Annotated in this window: 15 protein-coding genes; 7 read left to right on the top strand and 8 right to left on the bottom strand. The window is 73.6% G+C overall.

The window, feature by feature from the left end; genetic code table 11:
- Positions 1-10: 10 nt before the first annotated feature.
- From ACFYMP_RS31105 to ACFYMP_RS31080, 6 genes are all read right to left on the bottom strand, one after another.
- A complete protein-coding gene (locus tag ACFYMP_RS31105; protein ID WP_388863852.1) occupies positions 11-445 on the bottom strand; it encodes a hypothetical protein in 435 nt (144 codons plus the stop codon).
- Entirely contained in the window at positions 445-615 is a 171-nt protein-coding gene (locus ACFYMP_RS31100; protein ID WP_388863850.1) for a hypothetical protein, read from the bottom strand. Before ACFYMP_RS31100 ends, ACFYMP_RS31105 begins: the two co-directional genes overlap by 1 nt.
- Entirely contained in the window at positions 612-1,271 is a 660-nt protein-coding gene (locus ACFYMP_RS31095; RefSeq protein ID WP_388863848.1) for a hypothetical protein, read from the bottom strand. Before ACFYMP_RS31095 ends, ACFYMP_RS31100 begins: the two co-directional genes overlap by 4 nt.
- Positions 1,272-1,322: 51 nt before the next feature.
- Entirely contained in the window at positions 1,323-2,714 is a 1,392-nt protein-coding gene (locus ACFYMP_RS31090) for a hypothetical protein (RefSeq protein WP_388863846.1), read from the bottom strand.
- A gap of 2 nt (positions 2,715-2,716) precedes the next feature.
- Positions 2,717-3,034, bottom strand: coding sequence for a hypothetical protein (locus ACFYMP_RS31085; RefSeq protein ID WP_388863844.1), 318 nt, complete (start codon positions 3,032-3,034; stop codon positions 2,717-2,719).
- A 131-nt stretch (positions 3,035-3,165) separates the two neighbouring features.
- Positions 3,166-4,023: a helix-turn-helix domain-containing protein gene (locus ACFYMP_RS31080; RefSeq protein ID WP_388863842.1), complete on the bottom strand. Its 858-nt coding sequence runs from the start codon at positions 4,021-4,023 to the stop codon at positions 3,166-3,168.
- A 242-nt stretch (positions 4,024-4,265) separates the two neighbouring features.
- Between ACFYMP_RS31080 and ACFYMP_RS31075 the strand changes: the two genes are divergently transcribed.
- The 4 genes from ACFYMP_RS31075 to der all read left to right on the top strand — a co-directional run bounded on the left by ACFYMP_RS31075 (position 4,266) and on the right by der (position 8,514).
- The gene (locus ACFYMP_RS31075) at positions 4,266-5,360 is read left to right on the top strand and encodes a prephenate dehydrogenase (RefSeq protein WP_388863840.1); all 1,095 of its coding nucleotides are present in this window, start codon (positions 4,266-4,268) and stop codon (positions 5,358-5,360) included.
- 279 nt (positions 5,361-5,639) lie between these two features.
- Positions 5,640-6,320, top strand: coding sequence for a (d)CMP kinase (gene cmk / locus ACFYMP_RS31070; RefSeq protein ID WP_388863838.1), 681 nt, complete (start codon positions 5,640-5,642; stop codon positions 6,318-6,320).
- On the top strand, positions 6,278-6,964 hold the full coding sequence (locus tag ACFYMP_RS31065) for a lysophospholipid acyltransferase family protein (RefSeq protein ID WP_388863836.1): 687 nt from the start codon (positions 6,278-6,280) through the stop codon (positions 6,962-6,964). Before cmk ends, ACFYMP_RS31065 begins: the two co-directional genes overlap by 43 nt.
- A gap of 65 nt (positions 6,965-7,029) precedes the next feature.
- Positions 7,030-8,514 (top strand): ribosome biogenesis GTPase Der, encoded by a 1,485-nt coding sequence (der, locus tag ACFYMP_RS31060; protein WP_388863893.1) that lies wholly within the window; start codon positions 7,030-7,032, stop codon positions 8,512-8,514.
- Positions 8,515-8,598: 84 nt separating this feature from the next.
- Here der and ACFYMP_RS31055 read toward each other — a convergent pair whose 3' ends face one another.
- Positions 8,599-8,991 carry a hypothetical protein gene (locus ACFYMP_RS31055; protein ID WP_388863834.1) on the bottom strand — a complete coding sequence of 131 codons (393 nt, stop codon included), beginning with the start codon at positions 8,989-8,991 and terminating at the stop codon, positions 8,599-8,601.
- Positions 8,992-9,505: 514 nt separating this feature from the next.
- Positions 9,506-10,276: a hypothetical protein gene (locus ACFYMP_RS31050; RefSeq protein ID WP_388863832.1), complete on the bottom strand. Its 771-nt coding sequence runs from the start codon at positions 10,274-10,276 to the stop codon at positions 9,506-9,508.
- A gap of 560 nt (positions 10,277-10,836) precedes the next feature.
- On the opposite strand from ACFYMP_RS31050, the gene ACFYMP_RS31045 reads away from it, so the two are divergent.
- The 3 genes from ACFYMP_RS31045 to ACFYMP_RS31035 all read left to right on the top strand — a co-directional run bounded on the left by ACFYMP_RS31045 (position 10,837) and on the right by ACFYMP_RS31035 (position 14,318).
- Positions 10,837-12,108 carry a glycosyltransferase family 4 protein gene (locus ACFYMP_RS31045; protein WP_388863830.1) on the top strand — a complete coding sequence of 424 codons (1,272 nt, stop codon included), beginning with the start codon at positions 10,837-10,839 and terminating at the stop codon, positions 12,106-12,108.
- Complete coding sequence (locus ACFYMP_RS31040; protein WP_388863828.1) at positions 12,105-12,962, top strand: hypothetical protein; 858 nt, start codon at positions 12,105-12,107, stop codon at positions 12,960-12,962. The genes ACFYMP_RS31045 and ACFYMP_RS31040 overlap by 4 nt, the downstream gene beginning before the upstream one ends.
- Before the next feature lie 309 nt (positions 12,963-13,271).
- The gene (locus ACFYMP_RS31035; protein ID WP_388863826.1) at positions 13,272-14,318 is read left to right on the top strand and encodes a helix-turn-helix transcriptional regulator; all 1,047 of its coding nucleotides are present in this window, start codon (positions 13,272-13,274) and stop codon (positions 14,316-14,318) included.
- The last annotated feature ends 540 nt before the right edge of the window (positions 14,319-14,858 follow it).

Genomic DNA, 14,858 nt, shown 5'->3' with positions numbered 1-14,858 from the left:
AGTGACCGGCTCACAACCAGTGCAGTGTCCCCGCCACCGTGTCGAAGAGCTCCACCATCCGGTCGGCGAGCGGGTCGATCGGGGTGGAGAAGTCCAGGACCAGCCAGTTCCCGGTGAGGGGAATGGGCACGTAGTACGCGAGAGACGTGGTCGGCAGCGTGTTCCCGAACTGCTGAGCGGGGTCGGGCTCCTGTTTGTGCCGGGTGCGCACGGCCCGGCCGGCGGCCTCCAGGTCGACGAGTCCCACCTCCTGCCTGCCCGGCAGCCCCTCCAAGTGGCGGGCGAGGGACGCCGTCCCGCTGATGCCCGGCCATTCGCCCGGGGGCGGGACACTGATCAACAGCGAGGAGGAGAGCGGCACCGGGCCCACGACGAGCGTCGAGAGATAGAGCTCGGTACCGCCTGCCGCGTACGCCTCGCGGGCCTGGCGCTGGAGTTCGCGCATCAACTCGTGCTTGAGGTGGGGGGCGTTGTCGACACCGCGGAACTGCCGCTCGGCGAGGGCGAGTACGGAGGCGTCGCGTGCTCGGGCTCCAGCGCGAGCTGATACCAGCCGTCCGGGACCACGAGCCGGTAGTCGGAAGGAGGGGTGGTGAACTGGGCTGCGGTCCTCACTGGGCCCGGTCCTCCTCGGTGGCCTTCTCGCCGCTGTCGATCTCCAGCCCCCGCGCGATCAGGTCGGCGGAGGCCGCCACCTCGTCGTCCAGGGCGAATGTGTTCCAGATCGCCGTCACGACGACGACGCCACGTATCTGCGGCGCGTAGATCGCGTACCGGATGAACTCCGCCATGGGGCGTCCGAAGAGCCTGCGGCGCTTCTTGCGGAAGGTACCCCGGACCCGGACCGACGGGCCGGAGGGCATTTCGGGAAAAGTGACCTCAGGGTCCGCGACCATCGTCGCGTCCTCCCAGTCGTACAGCATCCGCGCCATGTCGGCCGGCTCCGGCCGGCCCTCGTCGGGGCTGAAGCCTTCCACGAGGAGCTCCGCTGCCCACTCGCCCGCCGTCGTGTAGCAGAGGGCGCTGAGAGCAGGGCGTTGCTCGTACGCTGCCAGAGCCCGTTCCACGACATCGTCGGTCAGGGCCGATTCGCGTACCCGGAGTTCGCGGGGGTTCATCGCTGCGAGTACGTGTCCGGCCCGGACGGTCGCCTCCGCGACGGTGCCTTCGAGGAGATTCACCTCGAACCAGCCGCTGGGCAGTTCGGCGGAGACCGCGAACAGTTCTCCCTCGTCCGTCCCCGGCCGGTTGGTGTCCTGCGCGTCCGGCACGTGGCCTCCTCATCTTGTCGCTCCGCACGGGGGCCTCTCACCGGAGTCCGCTCAGCCAAGCAGCGGGTTCAGGTTTCCGTCCAGTCCGAGCCCGGCGAGCGTGACTCCCGAGCCGAAGACGCTGAGGCCGGTCGCCGTCCTGCTGATCCGGTTGACGGCGGCCGGTGCGACATGCGCGGCGGCGCCGGCGAGACCCTTGACGTTCTTGAGCTGACTGACGACGCCCGGGTCCACGACCGAGAGCGAGCGTGGCACGCCGCGCAGAGCGCTGCCGCCGCCGCGAGCGCCCAGTGTGTTGCGCATCTCGCCCCAACTAGAGCGCTTCAACAGGGCCTTGAAGCTGTCCTTGCCCCAGGTGGACCCCCTGAAGGGGTCGGTGAACGGCTCTTTGAGCGACTTCCACACGTCGGACTTGCCCAGGCCCAGCTTGGTACGGGAGGAACGGTTGAGATTGCTCGCGGCCCTGCTGAGCTGTTTCGGCGTGCGGGCGGCAGCCGCCCTGCCGAGTCGGCCGGTGAGCACCTTTCCCGCGTATCTCCCGGCGATTTTCGAGAAACCCTTGCCTACACCCATGAGCGCGAAGCCGAGTGCGGCCATGCCGAGGTCCATCCACTCGGCGTTGCCGCGCAACACCTGGACGAGGGTGGCCAGGGTGTTGACGAGGGTGGCGATCATCGAGATGGCGCCGAGTACCCCGGCGAGTGCCTGCCCGATGACAGGAATCCAGCCCACGAGCATCGAGGCGATACCGCAGATGGTGGCGATCTTGCTGGTCCACTCGGTGATGTGGTCGAGCAGTGTGTCCCAGAAACCGTCCTTCAGCGAGTCGTGGTCCACCACGTCGCTGAGCGCTTCGCGTGCCTTCCTGGCGGCGCGGTCCCGTATCTCCCTGGCCGTCTCGATCTTGTCGCGGGCCGCGGAGATCGCGTCGTCGGCCGCGTCCACACGGTGCTGGAACTTCTTCCCGGGGTCGTCCTCCCCGGCCTTCTTCGCTTCCTCGCGGTCCGCGCCGGTGACGGCGTCGAGGGACCGTCTGGCTTCCGTCTTGTCCTCGTCGGCCTGCTGGGCTTCCTTGCGGGCCTGATCCGCGATCTCCTGAGCGCGGTTGAGGTCGGTGGCGTACGTCGTGTCCTTGGCGTCCCGCTTCGCGGCGTAGTCACCGCCGATCTCCTCGACGCGGGTGCCCAGCACGTCCGCCGCGGTGTCGTAACGCTTGAAAGCGGCCTCAAGTTTCCTGACGTTCCCGTGGGCCTTCTCGCGAAACTCACGACCCGCCTCGCTGTCCCACGCGTCGACCGCGGCGACCGCCTTGACATTTCTGATCTGCCGTTCCAGCTCGTCGGCGGTCCTGCGCAGACTCCGGCCGAGGGAGGCAATGCGGTCGGGGTCGCCGGGTACCGGGTCACGGTCTGCGACCGGGGCCCAGTCGGAAGGGCGCCCCACGGCTACTTTCCCTTCTTCTCGGGCTGGGCGCCGCGGATGGCCTCCGCGAGCTGGTGATCGACGCTCTCGTACGCCTTCGCCGCTTCCTTCGCGATGGTGGCGAGCGCGTCGACCTCCGCGGTGAGCTTCTCCCGGCTGATCTTCCAGTTGTTCGCGAAGTCCTCGAACTTCCCCGCGAGATCGCCGTCGCCGAAGTCGTCGGCACAGGAGTTGCCGAGGTCGTCGAGACCGTCGAACGCCTTCTTCACCTTGGCCAGCCCCTGGCCCATAGCCTTGATCACGTCCAGGTCAAGCCTGGTGTGGTCCCCGCCGCCTGACATGCTGCTCCCCGTTGCCCTGTCGTGCCGAACGCCGCGCCCAGCGGGGTCCGTCAACCCGGAGGATAGTAGGGAGCCTCACGCTCCGTTCGCCCGAAAGGAACGGAATTCCGGCGGTCCCCCGCGCGTCGCGTTCAGCCGCGCGGAACCGCGGCCACTTCCTCGTGGCGGGTGGCGTCGAGCAGGGTCAGGCGGGCGGCGCTCTCGCTGCCGGGGGCCGCCGTGTACACCACGATCCGCAGGTCGCTGCCGGGGGCGAGCAGCACGTCGCAGTCCAGACGCAGGGTGCCCAGGCGCGGATGGCGTACGGTCTTGCGCGCCGACTCGTGGGGGCCGACGACCGCCGAGTCCCACAGCCGGGTGAAGGCCGGGCTGACGTCCCGTAGCCCGGCCACCAGGGAGCGCAGCCCCTCGTCCGCGGGATAGCGCGCCGTCGCCTCCCGCAGATCGCCCACCACGGTCTCCTCGAAGCCCCGCTCCTGTTCCGGGGTGTGCACGACCCGGCCGGGACGGCCCGTGAAGTGGCGCCAGGCGATATTGCGTTCGCGCCCCTGAAGGGCGGAGGCGTCGCCCATCAGCGCCGCCCACAACGGGTTCCACAACAACAGGTTCCACCCGGCGTCCAGGACGCTCAGCGGGGCCCCGGCCCACTGGTCGACCAGCCGCCGCACCCCGGGCGGGATACGGCCGGGCAACTGGTCCGGGGCCGGTGGGCGCCGGCCGGCGAGCAGGTACAGGTGCGCCCGCTCGGCCTCGGTCAGCCGCAGCGCCCGCGCGAGCGCCGACAGCACCTGCGGGGAGGGCGCGGTGGAACGGCCCTGTTCCAGGCGGGTGAGGTAGTCGGCCGACAGCCCCGCCAGAGCGGCCAGTTCCTCACGGCGCAGGCCCGCCGCCCGGCGCCCCCGCCCGGCCGTCAGCCCGACCTCGGCGGGAGGCGTCCGGTCCCGCCAGCCGCGCAGCACCGTACCGAGATCGCTGGAGGATTCACTCATCCGTCCATTGTCCCCCGCCCCCGGGCGCGCGGTGTCTCGGTGGGCGGGCTGCCGGACCGGGCCGGTCAACGGCTTGACTACCCTGGTCAGGTACGGGACACGGCAAGGCGAGGGAGCGGCACAGTGGCGGTACGAGCGGTTCGGGGCGCCGTGCGGCAGGAGCCGCCGGACGAGGCCCGGCGCGCGGGGGAACGGACCGGCCACCTCCGTGGAGCCACCACGAAACGTGAGGACGTCGCACTGTGAGAACCGCCCTCGTCATCGGCACCGGACTGATCGGTACGTCCGCCGCCCTCGCTCTCACCTCCCGCGGGATCACCGTGCACCTGCGCGACCACGACCCCGACCGGGCCCGGACCGCCGCCGCCCTCGGCGCCGGCACCGAGGAAGGGCCCGAGGGCCCCGTCGACCTGGCCGTCGTCGCCGTACCGCCCGCGCACGTCGCGCACACCCTCGCCGAGCTGATCCGGGACGGGGCCGCGCGCGGCTACCTCGACGTCGCCAGCGTCAAGGGCGGCCCGCGCCGCGAGCTGGAGGCCCTGGGCCTGGACGAGGCGCAGCTCTCGCGCTACCTCGGCACCCACCCCATGGCGGGCCGGGAACGCTCCGGCCCGCTCGCCGCCACCGGCGACCTCTTCGAAGGCCGGCCCTGGGTGCTCACCCCCACCGCCGGTACCGACACCGAGGTGCTCAACCAGGCGCTCGAACTCGTCGCGCACTGCAAGGCGGTGCCCGTCGTCATGGCCGCCGAGGCGCACGACCGCGCCGTGGCCCTCGTCTCCCACATGCCGCAGCTCGTGTCGGGGCTCGTGGCCGCCCGGCTGGAGCACGCCGAGGACGCGGCGGTACGGCTGTGCGGGCAGGGCATCAGGGACGTGACCCGTATCGCCGCCTCCGAACCCGGTATGTGGATCGACATCCTCTCCGCCAACCCCGGTCCGGTCGCCGACATCCTGACCGCCGTCGGCCAGGACCTGGAGGAGACCGTCCGGGCGCTGCGCCTGCTGGAATCCGCCGACCAGGACAAGCGCGCCGAGGGCGTCCGTACCGTCGAGGAGGTGCTGCGCCGCGGCAACGCGGGCCAGAGCCGGGTCCCCGGCAAGCACGGCACCGCGCCCGCCCGCTACGAGACGGTGTCCGTGCTCATCAGCGACCAGCCCGGGGAACTCGCCCGGATCTTCGCCGACGCGGGCCGCGCCGGGGTCAACGTCGAGGACGTGCGCATCGAGCACGCCACCGGACAGCAGGCGGGCCGCGTCCAGCTCTCGGTGGACCCGGCCGCCGCAGCCGGGCTCGGCGCGGCGCTGCGGGAACGCGGCTGGTCCCTGCGCCAGTGAGCGCACGGCGAGCCGGGCCGGGCGCACGCTGAGCCCGACCGGGCCCACGTGGCGGTCCCGGAGGCCCCGGGGACGGCGGCCGTCCCCGCGCGCACCGGCTCGGTGACGGCCCCGGGACCGGGCCCCCCGGGTTGCCAGTAACCTAGGGCAATGGCCCGTTCGGCGTAGCGCCCTGCCCGCGGCCGTCCACCCGCCCGGCCCGCGCCGCCGGCCGCCCGGCGGGTGGTGCCTCAGATCCGTACCGCCCAGCACATCCGCACCAGGAAGGTGTCCGCCACCGTGGAATCCGTGATCGTCGCCATCGACGGCCCCTCCGGGACGGGGAAGTCCAGCACGTCCAAGGCGGTGGCCGCCAAGCTCGGTCTGCGCTACCTGGACACCGGTGCCCAGTACCGCGCGATCACATGGTGGATGGTGCACAACGGCGTGGACGTCACCGACCCGCTCGCCGTCGCCTCCGCCGCGGGCAAGCCGGAGATCGTCTCCGGCACCGACCCGTCCGCCCCGACCATCACGGTCGACGGCGTCGACGTGGCCGCGCCGATCCGCACCCAGGAGGTCACCTCCAAGGTCAGCGCGGTCAGCGCGGTGCCCGAGGTGCGCTCGGTGATCACCGGGTTGCAGCGCTCCATCGCCCGGGAGGCGGACGGCGGCATCGTCGTCGAGGGCCGCGACATCGGCACGACCGTACTGCCCGACGCCGACCTCAAGATCTTCCTCACCGCCTCCCCGGAGGCGCGCGCCGCCCGGCGCAGCGGAGAGCTGAAGGGCAAGGAGGCCGCCGACCTGGCCGCCACCCGCGAGGCGCTCATCAAGAGGGACGCCGCCGACTCGGGCCGCAAGACCTCCCCGCTCGCCAAGGCGCGGGACGCCGTCGAGGTCGACACCACCGACCTGAGCCTCCAGCAGGTCATCGAATGCGTCGTGACCCTGGTCGAGGAGAAGCGGACCGGCCGGTGACCGAAGCCCCCTCGCCCTCCGAGAAGGGCGCCGCCCTGGGCCGGGGCATCGGCATCGGCCTCATGAACACGCTGTGGAAACCGCGCGTGCTGGGCGCCTGGCGGGTGCCCGCGAGCGGTCCCGTGATCCTCGCCGTCAACCACTCGCACATGATCGACGGCCCGATGCTCATGGGCACGGCGCCCCGGCCCGTGCACTTCCTGATCAAGAAAGAGGCGTTCGTCGGCCCGCTCGATCCCTTCCTGCGCGGCATCGGGCAGCTGAAGGTGGACCGTTCCGGCACCGACCGGGCCGCGATCACCGGCGCCCTCGACGTCCTGCGGGCCGGTGGCGTCCTCGGCATATTCCCCGAGGGCACCCGGGGCAGCGGCGACTTCGCCGCCCTGCGCGCCGGCCTCGCCTACTTCGCGCTGCGCGGCGAGGCGCCGATCGTGCCGGTGGCCGTACTGGGCTCCAACGACCGGGCCGGACGCCTGGTCAGGCAGCTTCCCGCGCTGCGCGGCAGGGTCGACCTCGTCTTCGGGGAGCCCTTCCGCGCCGGCGAGGGACGCCGCACCCGCAAGGCGCTCGACGAGGCCACCGTCCGTATCCAGGAGCGCCTCACCGCCCACCTGGACCACGCGAAGCGCCTCACCGGGCGCTGAGCGACACTTGAGTAGCGGCCCCGGACAGGGGTCCGCCGATGACTGATGACAGAGGTACGCACTTCATGAACGACCACTTCCCGTCCGAGGGCGACGCCGAGCCGTCCGCGCACGAGCACGGCGCGCTCGGGGACGCCGAATACGAGCGGTTCATGGAGCTGGCGGCCGAGGAGGGCTTCGAGGCCGAGGACGTCGACGACGCCCTCGGCGAGGCCGGCCAGGGCCCGCTGCCGCGCCTCGCCGTCGTCGGCCGCCCCAACGTCGGCAAGTCGACTCTCGTGAACCGCATCATCGGCCGCCGCGAGGCCGTCGTCGAGGACAAGCCGGGTGTCACCCGGGACCGCGTGACCTATGAGGCCGAATGGGCCGGCCGCCGCTTCAAGGTCGTCGACACCGGCGGCTGGGAGCAGGACGTCCTCGGCATCGACGCCTCCGTCGCCGCCCAGGCCGAGTACGCGATCGAGGCGAGCGACGCCGTCGTCTTCGTCGTGGACTCGACGGTCGGCGCGACCGACACCGACGAGGCCGTCGTCCGGCTGCTGCGCAAGTCGGGCAAGCCCGTCGTGCTGTGCGCCAACAAGGTCGACGGCCTCTCCGGAGAGGCCGACGCGGCCGCGCTGTGGTCGCTGGGCCTCGGCGAGCCGCACCCCGTCTCGGCCCTGCACGGGCGCGGTACGGGCGACATGCTCGACGCCGTCCTCGAAGCGCTGCCCGAGGCGCCCCGGGAGACCTTCGGCGGCACCGGCCTCGGCGGCCCGCGCCGCGTCGCCCTCATCGGGCGCCCCAACGTCGGCAAGTCCTCGCTGCTCAACAAGGTCGCGAACGAGGAGCGGGTGGTCGTCAACGAACTGGCCGGCACCACCCGCGACCCGGTGGACGAGCTGATCGAGCTGGGCGGGGTGACCTGGAAGTTCGTGGACACCGCGGGCATCCGCAAGCGCGTCCACCTCCAGCAGGGCGCCGACTACTACGCCTCGCTGCGCACCGCCGCCGCCGTCGAGAAGGCCGAGGTCGCCGTCGTCCTCATCGACGCGAGCGACACCATCTCCGTCCAGGACCAGCGCATCCTCACCATGGCGGTCGACGCGGGGCGCGCCCTCGTCCTCGCCTACAACAAGTGGGACACCCTGGACGAGGAGCGCCGCTACTACCTGGAGCAGGAGATCGAGCGCGAACTCGCGCAGGTCGCCTGGGCGCCCCGGGTCAACATCTCGGCCCGCACCGGCCGCCACATGGAGAAGCTGGTCCCGGCGCTGGAGACGGCGCTCGCGGGCTGGGAGACCCGGGTACCCACCGGCAGGCTCAACGCCTTCCTCGGCGAACTGGTCTCCGCGCACCCGCACCCCGTGCGCGGCGGTAAGCAGCCCCGTATCCTCTTCGGCACCCAGGCCGGCACCAGGCCGCCGCGCTTCGTGCTGTTCGCCTCCGGGTTCATCGAGGCGGGCTACCGGCGGTTCATCGAGCGCCGGCTGCGCGAGGAGTTCGGCTTCGAGGGCACCCCGATCCAGATCTCCGTCCGGGTCCGCGAGAAGCGCGGCCGCAAGAAGTAGCCACCAGCGCAGTTGCGCGGGGCGCGGGCCGGCGACGGCTCGCGCCCCGCGGCGTGCCCGGAGAGCCGTCCCGCCGGGCGGCGCTCACTGGCCGCCGCGCGGTGCCGGGGGCAGCGCGGCGCGCGGGCCGGACCGGCGCGGCCAGCCGGGCTGCGGCGCGGGCTGCTGGCCCCAGCCGTAGCCGGTGTGCGGGCCGGGCGCGGCCGGCGAGCCGTGGCCGGACTCCGTGTCGGAGGGGCCCCGGTGCGCGCCGGAGGCCGCGCGCGGTGCGGCGCCCGGCGCGCCGGGCCCGTACCGGCCGGCCGCGTGCGACGAACGGCTCAGCCCCTGGCCCTGTGAGCCGAACAGCGGAAGGCCCAGTTCGTCCTCGCCGCCCCGGTCCCCGGGGACGGTGCGGAACAGCTTGCGGTACTCCGCGTAGAGCGCGTCGTAGATCGGCGTCGGCGAGGGACCGGGCGGCGTCTGCGCGGGGCGCATCGCGGGAATGGGGCGTCGGGGCGGCTCATAGAGGTGCACGTACCTGCCAACGACCCCGCACCCGGACGGATGCGGTCGAACACGGCATGTGCCCCGCGCGTGGCGCCCTCCCGCGGCGCACGGCCCACCCCCGTGCGCGTATGCGGGAGCCGTGGGGCGGTCGCGCGCATGCCGTGGGGCGGTCCGCACGCGTGCGAGTTGCGGGCGACTGAGCCGTCCACGCGTCCACGCGTCCACGCGTCCACGAGGCCGGGGGCCACGGGCCTCCGCATCCGGCTCCCGGCATCCGGCTCCCGCCTCCCGGTGAACCTCTGCCCCCGTCCAGGCACGCCGAGGCCCGGCGGGTGCGGAGCCGCTCTCCGCACCCGCCGGGCCGTTCTGCGCCGCGGGCGGACGTCGTGGCACGCGCCGGGCCGCGTCGTGCTCCCGGCCGCAGGGCCGCGAGGTGGCCGGACCCGGCCGGGAAAGGACCCGGATGCGGGCCAGAGCCGCCTCGGACCGCCTCAGAACCGGCTCAGGTCCCTGCGAGCGGCATCGCGGCGGCCACCAGGAGCCCCGCCGCGGCCGCCCGGTCCAGCGCGTCCCGCAGCAGGTCCTCACGGGGCTGACGGCCCACCGTGCCGGCCGGGACGGCGTACACCACCACCGTCTGGCGCTTGTTCGCCGCGGTACGCCAGCCCTCCGTGACCTGGAGCGGCTGGTGTGCCTGCCACCACGCGACCGGGGGGCCGCCGGCCTGGCCCGGCTGGAGCACCGCGTGCAGCTGGCCCACCGCGAGCAGGACCGACCAGCCGTGCAGGACGTCGGGGACGACGGCGACATCGGGGACCGGGGCGAAGCCCTGCTCGCGCAGCAGCGGAAGGAAGGCGTCGTCCGGGCCCGTCGTGCCCGGCCGGGCGATCGGCCCGGTGGGCTCGACGACCAGGGCCGGGTGCAGCTCCCCGTCGATCAGGACCAGACCGCTCGTCACGCCCAGGACCGCCTGCTCGGGCGCGGCGTCCAGGCCCTCCCCGCCGGTGATCGAGGCGACGGCCCCCTGGAGCTGGTCCTCGGAGACCCGGACGACCTGGGAGGGCAGGCAGCCGGAGTGGGCGAAGGCGAGCACGGCCGTCTCCTCGCCGACGAACAGGACGGTGCTGGTCCGCTCGCGCTCCGCGTCGCCGGGGGTACGGCAGGACGTGCAGTCGTAGGCGCCGGGGGCGCTCTCTCCGGCGAGCAGCCGGTCGGCTTCTTCGTCACCGATCTCGGCGCGTACGTCGTCGGCGACGTCCAGAATGCGCGGCACGGGGGCTCCTCGGTTTCGTGTGTCCGCGTGGCCGGCGGGTCCGGCGCACGCACCGGGCGGTCCCCGGCTCATGCACCGTCAACGGGCGACCGGTGCGCGGGTCACGCCGCACCCGGTGCGGAATGGACCTCTCCGGCGCGCGGGTCCCGGTCGGACCCGAGCGGGTCGCCCGCAGCCGTCCGCCGGGACGAACCAGCCGGTGAACGGCGGGTTCCCGGACGTGAACGCAGTGTGTGCCGGGCGTGCACGGTGCCTCCGCCCGTGGTGCGAATCCGTCAAATGCTGTCAAAACAACCGTCACGGACTGGCTGGAAACCGTCGAACGGGTTCGTTCGGGAGTGCGTCCGGAGTGGGTCGTGGGGCACTCGCTCCCAAGTTGTTGTCTTCCGTGCGTGACCTGCGGCGATCCCGGACGGTTCCCGTTTGCGGGCCGCCGGTCGCACGGCGGCCCGGGAACACGACCGGGAAGTCGCCCAACCTTGCGCCCGGCGGAGCCGTCTCACTCAGCAGAAGACGGACCACCAGGGGCAACCATCACGAAGAGCGGGATACGGGGACGAATGCAGATCTCTTTTCTGATCCACAACGGCTACGGAATCGGAGGAACGATCCGTACGACGTACAACCTCGCCGCGCAGCTCGCCGAGCACCACGACGTCGAGGTCGTCTCCGTCTTCCGCCACCGGGAGGTGCCGGCGCTCCCGCCCGACCCCCGGGTGCGCGTGCGCCACCTCGTGGACCTGCGCAAGGACAGTCCGACCTCCGACCGGTCCCACCCCCTGCTGAAGGCGCCGGCCACCGTCTTCCCGGCCGCCGAGGGGCGCCACCACCAGTACAGCGCCCTGACCGACGAGCGGATCGCCGCCTTCCTCGGCTCCGTCGACTCGGACGTCGTGGTCGGGACCCGCCCCGGGCTCAACGTCCACCTCGCCCGCCAGACCAGGCCGGGCCCGGTCAGAGTCGGCCAGGAACACCTGACGCTGGACACGCACAGCCCGGAACTGCGGCAGGCGCTCCAGCGCGCCTATCCGCGGCTCGACGCCTTCACCACGACCACCGAGGCCGACGCGCGGGTCTACCGTTCCACGATGCGGATGCCGGGCGTGCCCGTCCAGGCCGTGCCCAACCCGGTCCCCGCGCCGAGCGTCGACCCGGTGGACGGCCACGGCAAGTGGGTGGTGGCCGCCGGAAGGCTGGCCCCGGTCAAGCGCTACGACCTCCTCGTACGGGCTTTCGCGCGGGTGCGCGAGGAGCGGCCCGACTGGCGGCTGCGGATCTACGGAGGGGGCGGCCAGCGCGACCGGCTACGCGGCCTCATCGACGAACTCGGCCTTTACAACCACGTGTTCCTCATGGGCCCCGCGCACCCCATCGAGTCGGAGTGGATCAAGGGCTCGGTCGCCGCGGTGACCTCCTCCATGGAGTCCTTCGGCATGACCATCGTCGAGGCGATGCGCTGCGGGCTCCCGGTGGTCTCCACCGACTGCCCGCTGGGCCCCGGCGAGATCATCGAGGACGGCGTGGACGGCCGGCTCGTCCCCGTCGGGGACACCGAGGCGGTCGCCGGGGGCCTGCTCCAGCTCATCAACGACGACGACCTGCGTGGCCGGATGTCCCGGGCCGCGCTCGAGTCCTCGCAGCGCTTCGACCCCGCGCGCATCGCCGAACACTACGAAACGCTGTTCACCAACCGCCTGTCCGCCCGCGGCAAGGGGCCCGGCGGGCGGCTGCGCGCCGCCCTGCACCGGGGCCGGGGCAGCCTCGTCGGCGGCGCGCTCGGCGCTCGTGAGACCGGGCGTCAGGCACTGCTCAGAAAGGGACGCACCGCATGAAGACCGTGGCCACGCCGCCCGCACCGCGCCGCCCCGGCCCCGAAGTACCTCTGCCCGCCCCCGGGCGCCGGTCCGCACCTGAGGCCGACTGCCTCGCGGACTTCGCCGGGGGCCTCACCTTCGACCTCGCCGACCGGGGCAGGCTCCTCGGCGCCCACCTGCTGCTGCGCCGCAGGTCGAGCGAGGAGGAGGTACGACTGCCGCTCACCCCCGCGGGAGAGGGCCGGCTCCGGGCCGCGCTGCCCAGCAGCATGGACCTCGCCGAGGGCCGCTGGGACGTGTTCGCCGAACCCGCCGGCGGCCGTCCGGTGCGCCTGCTGCCCGGCCTCAACGACCTGCGCGCCCTCGTCGACCGCGACCCCGAGGGCGCCTCCCGGGTCGCCGTACGGATTCCGTACCCCACGAAGTTCGGCAACCTCTCCGTCCGCAGCTGGCAGCGCGCCCCGCACGCCGAGGCCGGGGAGATCCGGGTGGACCCCGACCGCAGCACCGTCCACGGCAGGCTCTACGGCACCGAACTCGGCCCCGGCGCCTGTGTCGAGGCCCGCTTCGGGGACGGCGAGGACCCGGCGCGGGTGCGGCGCTTCGAGGCGGCAGGCGAGGGGCACGCGTTCGCGGCCGGCCTGCCGCACCGGGACTTCGTCTCCCTGGGTACGGGGGACTGGTCGCTGTGGCTGCGGCCGGCCGGCGTCTCCGGCCCCGAGGTGCGGATCTCGCGGCTGCTGGACGATCTGCACGACCGGCACGCCATCTGCACGTACCCGCCCGCGGAGAGCGGTGGGCTGTGTGCGGGTCCGGCCTACACGGAGGACAACGACCTCGTGCTGCGCGTCCGTGAGGCCGCCGGAGCGTGACCCGGCGGGGACGGCGGGCCCGCCCGCGGTAGTCCGGCGCGGGCGGGCCCGCCCTCGGCCAGGGCGCGCGCCCTGGCCGTCCCCGTGCTCGGCCGGGCCCTCCCGTACGCGCCGCGGGTGCCGCTGGTGGGCCGCGGGCACATCTGCCCGGGTGGCGCCCCGGCCCGTACGCGGACGCCCGTACGGGGAGCCCCGGCCCGTACGCGGACGCCCGTACGGGAGGCCCGGCCCGTATGGACGCCCGTACCGGGACGAGCCCCCGCGTCTCGCGGACCGGGGCTGTCCGCGAGGGGTGGCAGACTCCCCGCCATGCTGGACACCTCCGCACGTCTCCTGCGTCTGCTCTCCCTGCTCCAGGCCCACCAGGAGTGGGCCGGTCCCGAACTCGCCGGACGCCTCGGGGTCACCGCCCGGACCGTCCGTCGTGACGTCGACCGCCTGCGCGCCCTCGGGTACCCGGTCCACGCGAGTCCGGGGACGGGCGGGGGCTACCGGCTCGGGGCCGGCGCCCGGCTGCCCCCGCTGCTGCTGGACGACGAGGAGGCGGTGGCCGTCGCGGTCGGTCTGCGCACCGCCGCGGGCCAGGCCGTCGAGGGCATCGCCGACGCCTCGGTCCGCGCGCTGGCCAAGCTGGAGCAGGTGTTGCCGGAGCGGCTGCGCGACCGGGTCGGCACCCTCAACGCCTACACCGTGCCGCTGGCGCGCGGGGCGGGGGCCGGCGCCGTCGACCCGGGGCTGCTGAGCGAACTGGCCCGCCTGTGCCGGGACGGGGAGCTGCTGCGCTTCACCTACCAGGACCACCATCAGGTCGCCTCACGCCGTACGGCGGAGCCGCACCGGCTCGTGTGCTCGGACCGGCGCTGGTACCTCGTCGCCTGGGACACCGACCGGGCGGACTGGCGCACCTTCCGGGTGGACCGGCTCGTGCCGAAGCCGCCGCACGGCCCCCGGCGTCCCCCGCGCACCCCGCCGGCCGAGGACCTCGCGGCCTACGTGGGGCGTGGGATCAGCAGCCGTTCCCATGCCGAGCGGGCGGTGCTGCGGCTCCTGGTGCCCCGGCAGGAGGCGGCCGCGGCGCTCTGGCCGGGCGCGGGCGAAGTCGAGGCGGAGACCCCCACGACCTGTCTGCTGCGGACGGGGGCGTCCGGCCTGGACGCCCTGGTCGTCCACGTGGTGCTCCTCGGCTTCGCCTTCGAGGTGCTGGAGCCGGCCGGGCTCACCGACCGGATACGCCTCGCCCGCGACCGGCTCGACGCGGCTCTGGAGCGGGGGAACCGGGAGGACGGGGCGCACGAGGAAGGACGGGTTCCGGTATCGCCCCCGGCGCTCCCCGCCCTCCCGGACAAAAGCGAGTGACGTTCCCCGGGCCCGGCCGGGTGGCGGTGAATTGGACGGGCACCGCCTTTTCCGGTCCGTCCCCCGTCCGGCCCCCGAGCGCACGCTATTTGCCGTGACCGGCCCGCGCGCTTTCCCGTCGGGCGCCGAACGGAAAGCGCGATCATTCACGCGTCCGATGTAATAAAGAGATAAATGAATGGAGCGGCCAAACGTGTGACGAACTTCCCCGGAGACGCGTGGCACAGTCCTGTGACACAAGTGTGACCGGGTCGGCATCGGTCACACCGGGTACCGGGCCGGACCGGCTGGTAGCGCTTTCCCTTGGGCCCTTGGTCTTTCGGCCCCTTGGCCCCTTGGCCCCTTGGCCCCTTGGTGCCTTGGCGTCTCGGCGTCCCGGCGTCCCGGCGTCTCGGTGTCCCGGGCCGCGGTTCGCCCCCCGGCCCGCTCCGCCCCGAGGGCTCCTGACCGTCCTCGGGGCGGCCCCGTGCGCTTCCGTACGGGGCCCGGCGGCCCTACGGTGGCCGCATGGCGTGCCGGCCCCCCCCCCCCCCCCCCCCC

Origin of the sequence: Streptomyces sp. NPDC007088 (genome assembly GCF_042869355.1) — a bacterium.
Classification (GTDB): domain Bacteria; phylum Actinomycetota; class Actinomycetes; order Streptomycetales; family Streptomycetaceae; genus Streptomyces.
Note: the sequence above shows the minus strand (reverse complement) of the source record. Positions and strands in the feature narration are given on the sequence as shown.

Excerpts from the sequence above, each read along its gene's own strand:
- ACFYMP_RS31105 (WP_388863852.1), bottom strand. The coding sequence starts at position 445 with ATGCGCGAACTCCAGCGCCAGGCCCGCGAGGCGTACGCGGCAGGCGGT.
- ACFYMP_RS31085 (WP_388863844.1), bottom strand. The coding sequence starts at position 3,034 with ATGTCAGGCGGCGGGGACCACACCAGGCTTGACCTGGACGTGATCAAG.
- ACFYMP_RS31080 (WP_388863842.1), bottom strand. The coding sequence starts at position 4,023 with ATGAGTGAATCCTCCAGCGATCTCGGTACGGTGCTGCGCGGCTGGCGG.
- ACFYMP_RS31065 (WP_388863836.1), top strand. The coding sequence starts at position 6,278 with ATGCGTCGTGACCCTGGTCGAGGAGAAGCGGACCGGCCGGTGACCGAA.
- der (WP_388863893.1), top strand. The coding sequence starts at position 7,030 with ATGAACGACCACTTCCCGTCCGAGGGCGACGCCGAGCCGTCCGCGCAC.
- ACFYMP_RS31055 (WP_388863834.1), bottom strand. The coding sequence starts at position 8,991 with ATGCGCCCCGCGCAGACGCCGCCCGGTCCCTCGCCGACGCCGATCTAC.
- ACFYMP_RS31045 (WP_388863830.1), top strand. The coding sequence starts at position 10,837 with ATGCAGATCTCTTTTCTGATCCACAACGGCTACGGAATCGGAGGAACG.
- ACFYMP_RS31040 (WP_388863828.1), top strand. The coding sequence starts at position 12,105 with ATGAAGACCGTGGCCACGCCGCCCGCACCGCGCCGCCCCGGCCCCGAA.
- ACFYMP_RS31035 (WP_388863826.1), top strand. The coding sequence starts at position 13,272 with ATGCTGGACACCTCCGCACGTCTCCTGCGTCTGCTCTCCCTGCTCCAG.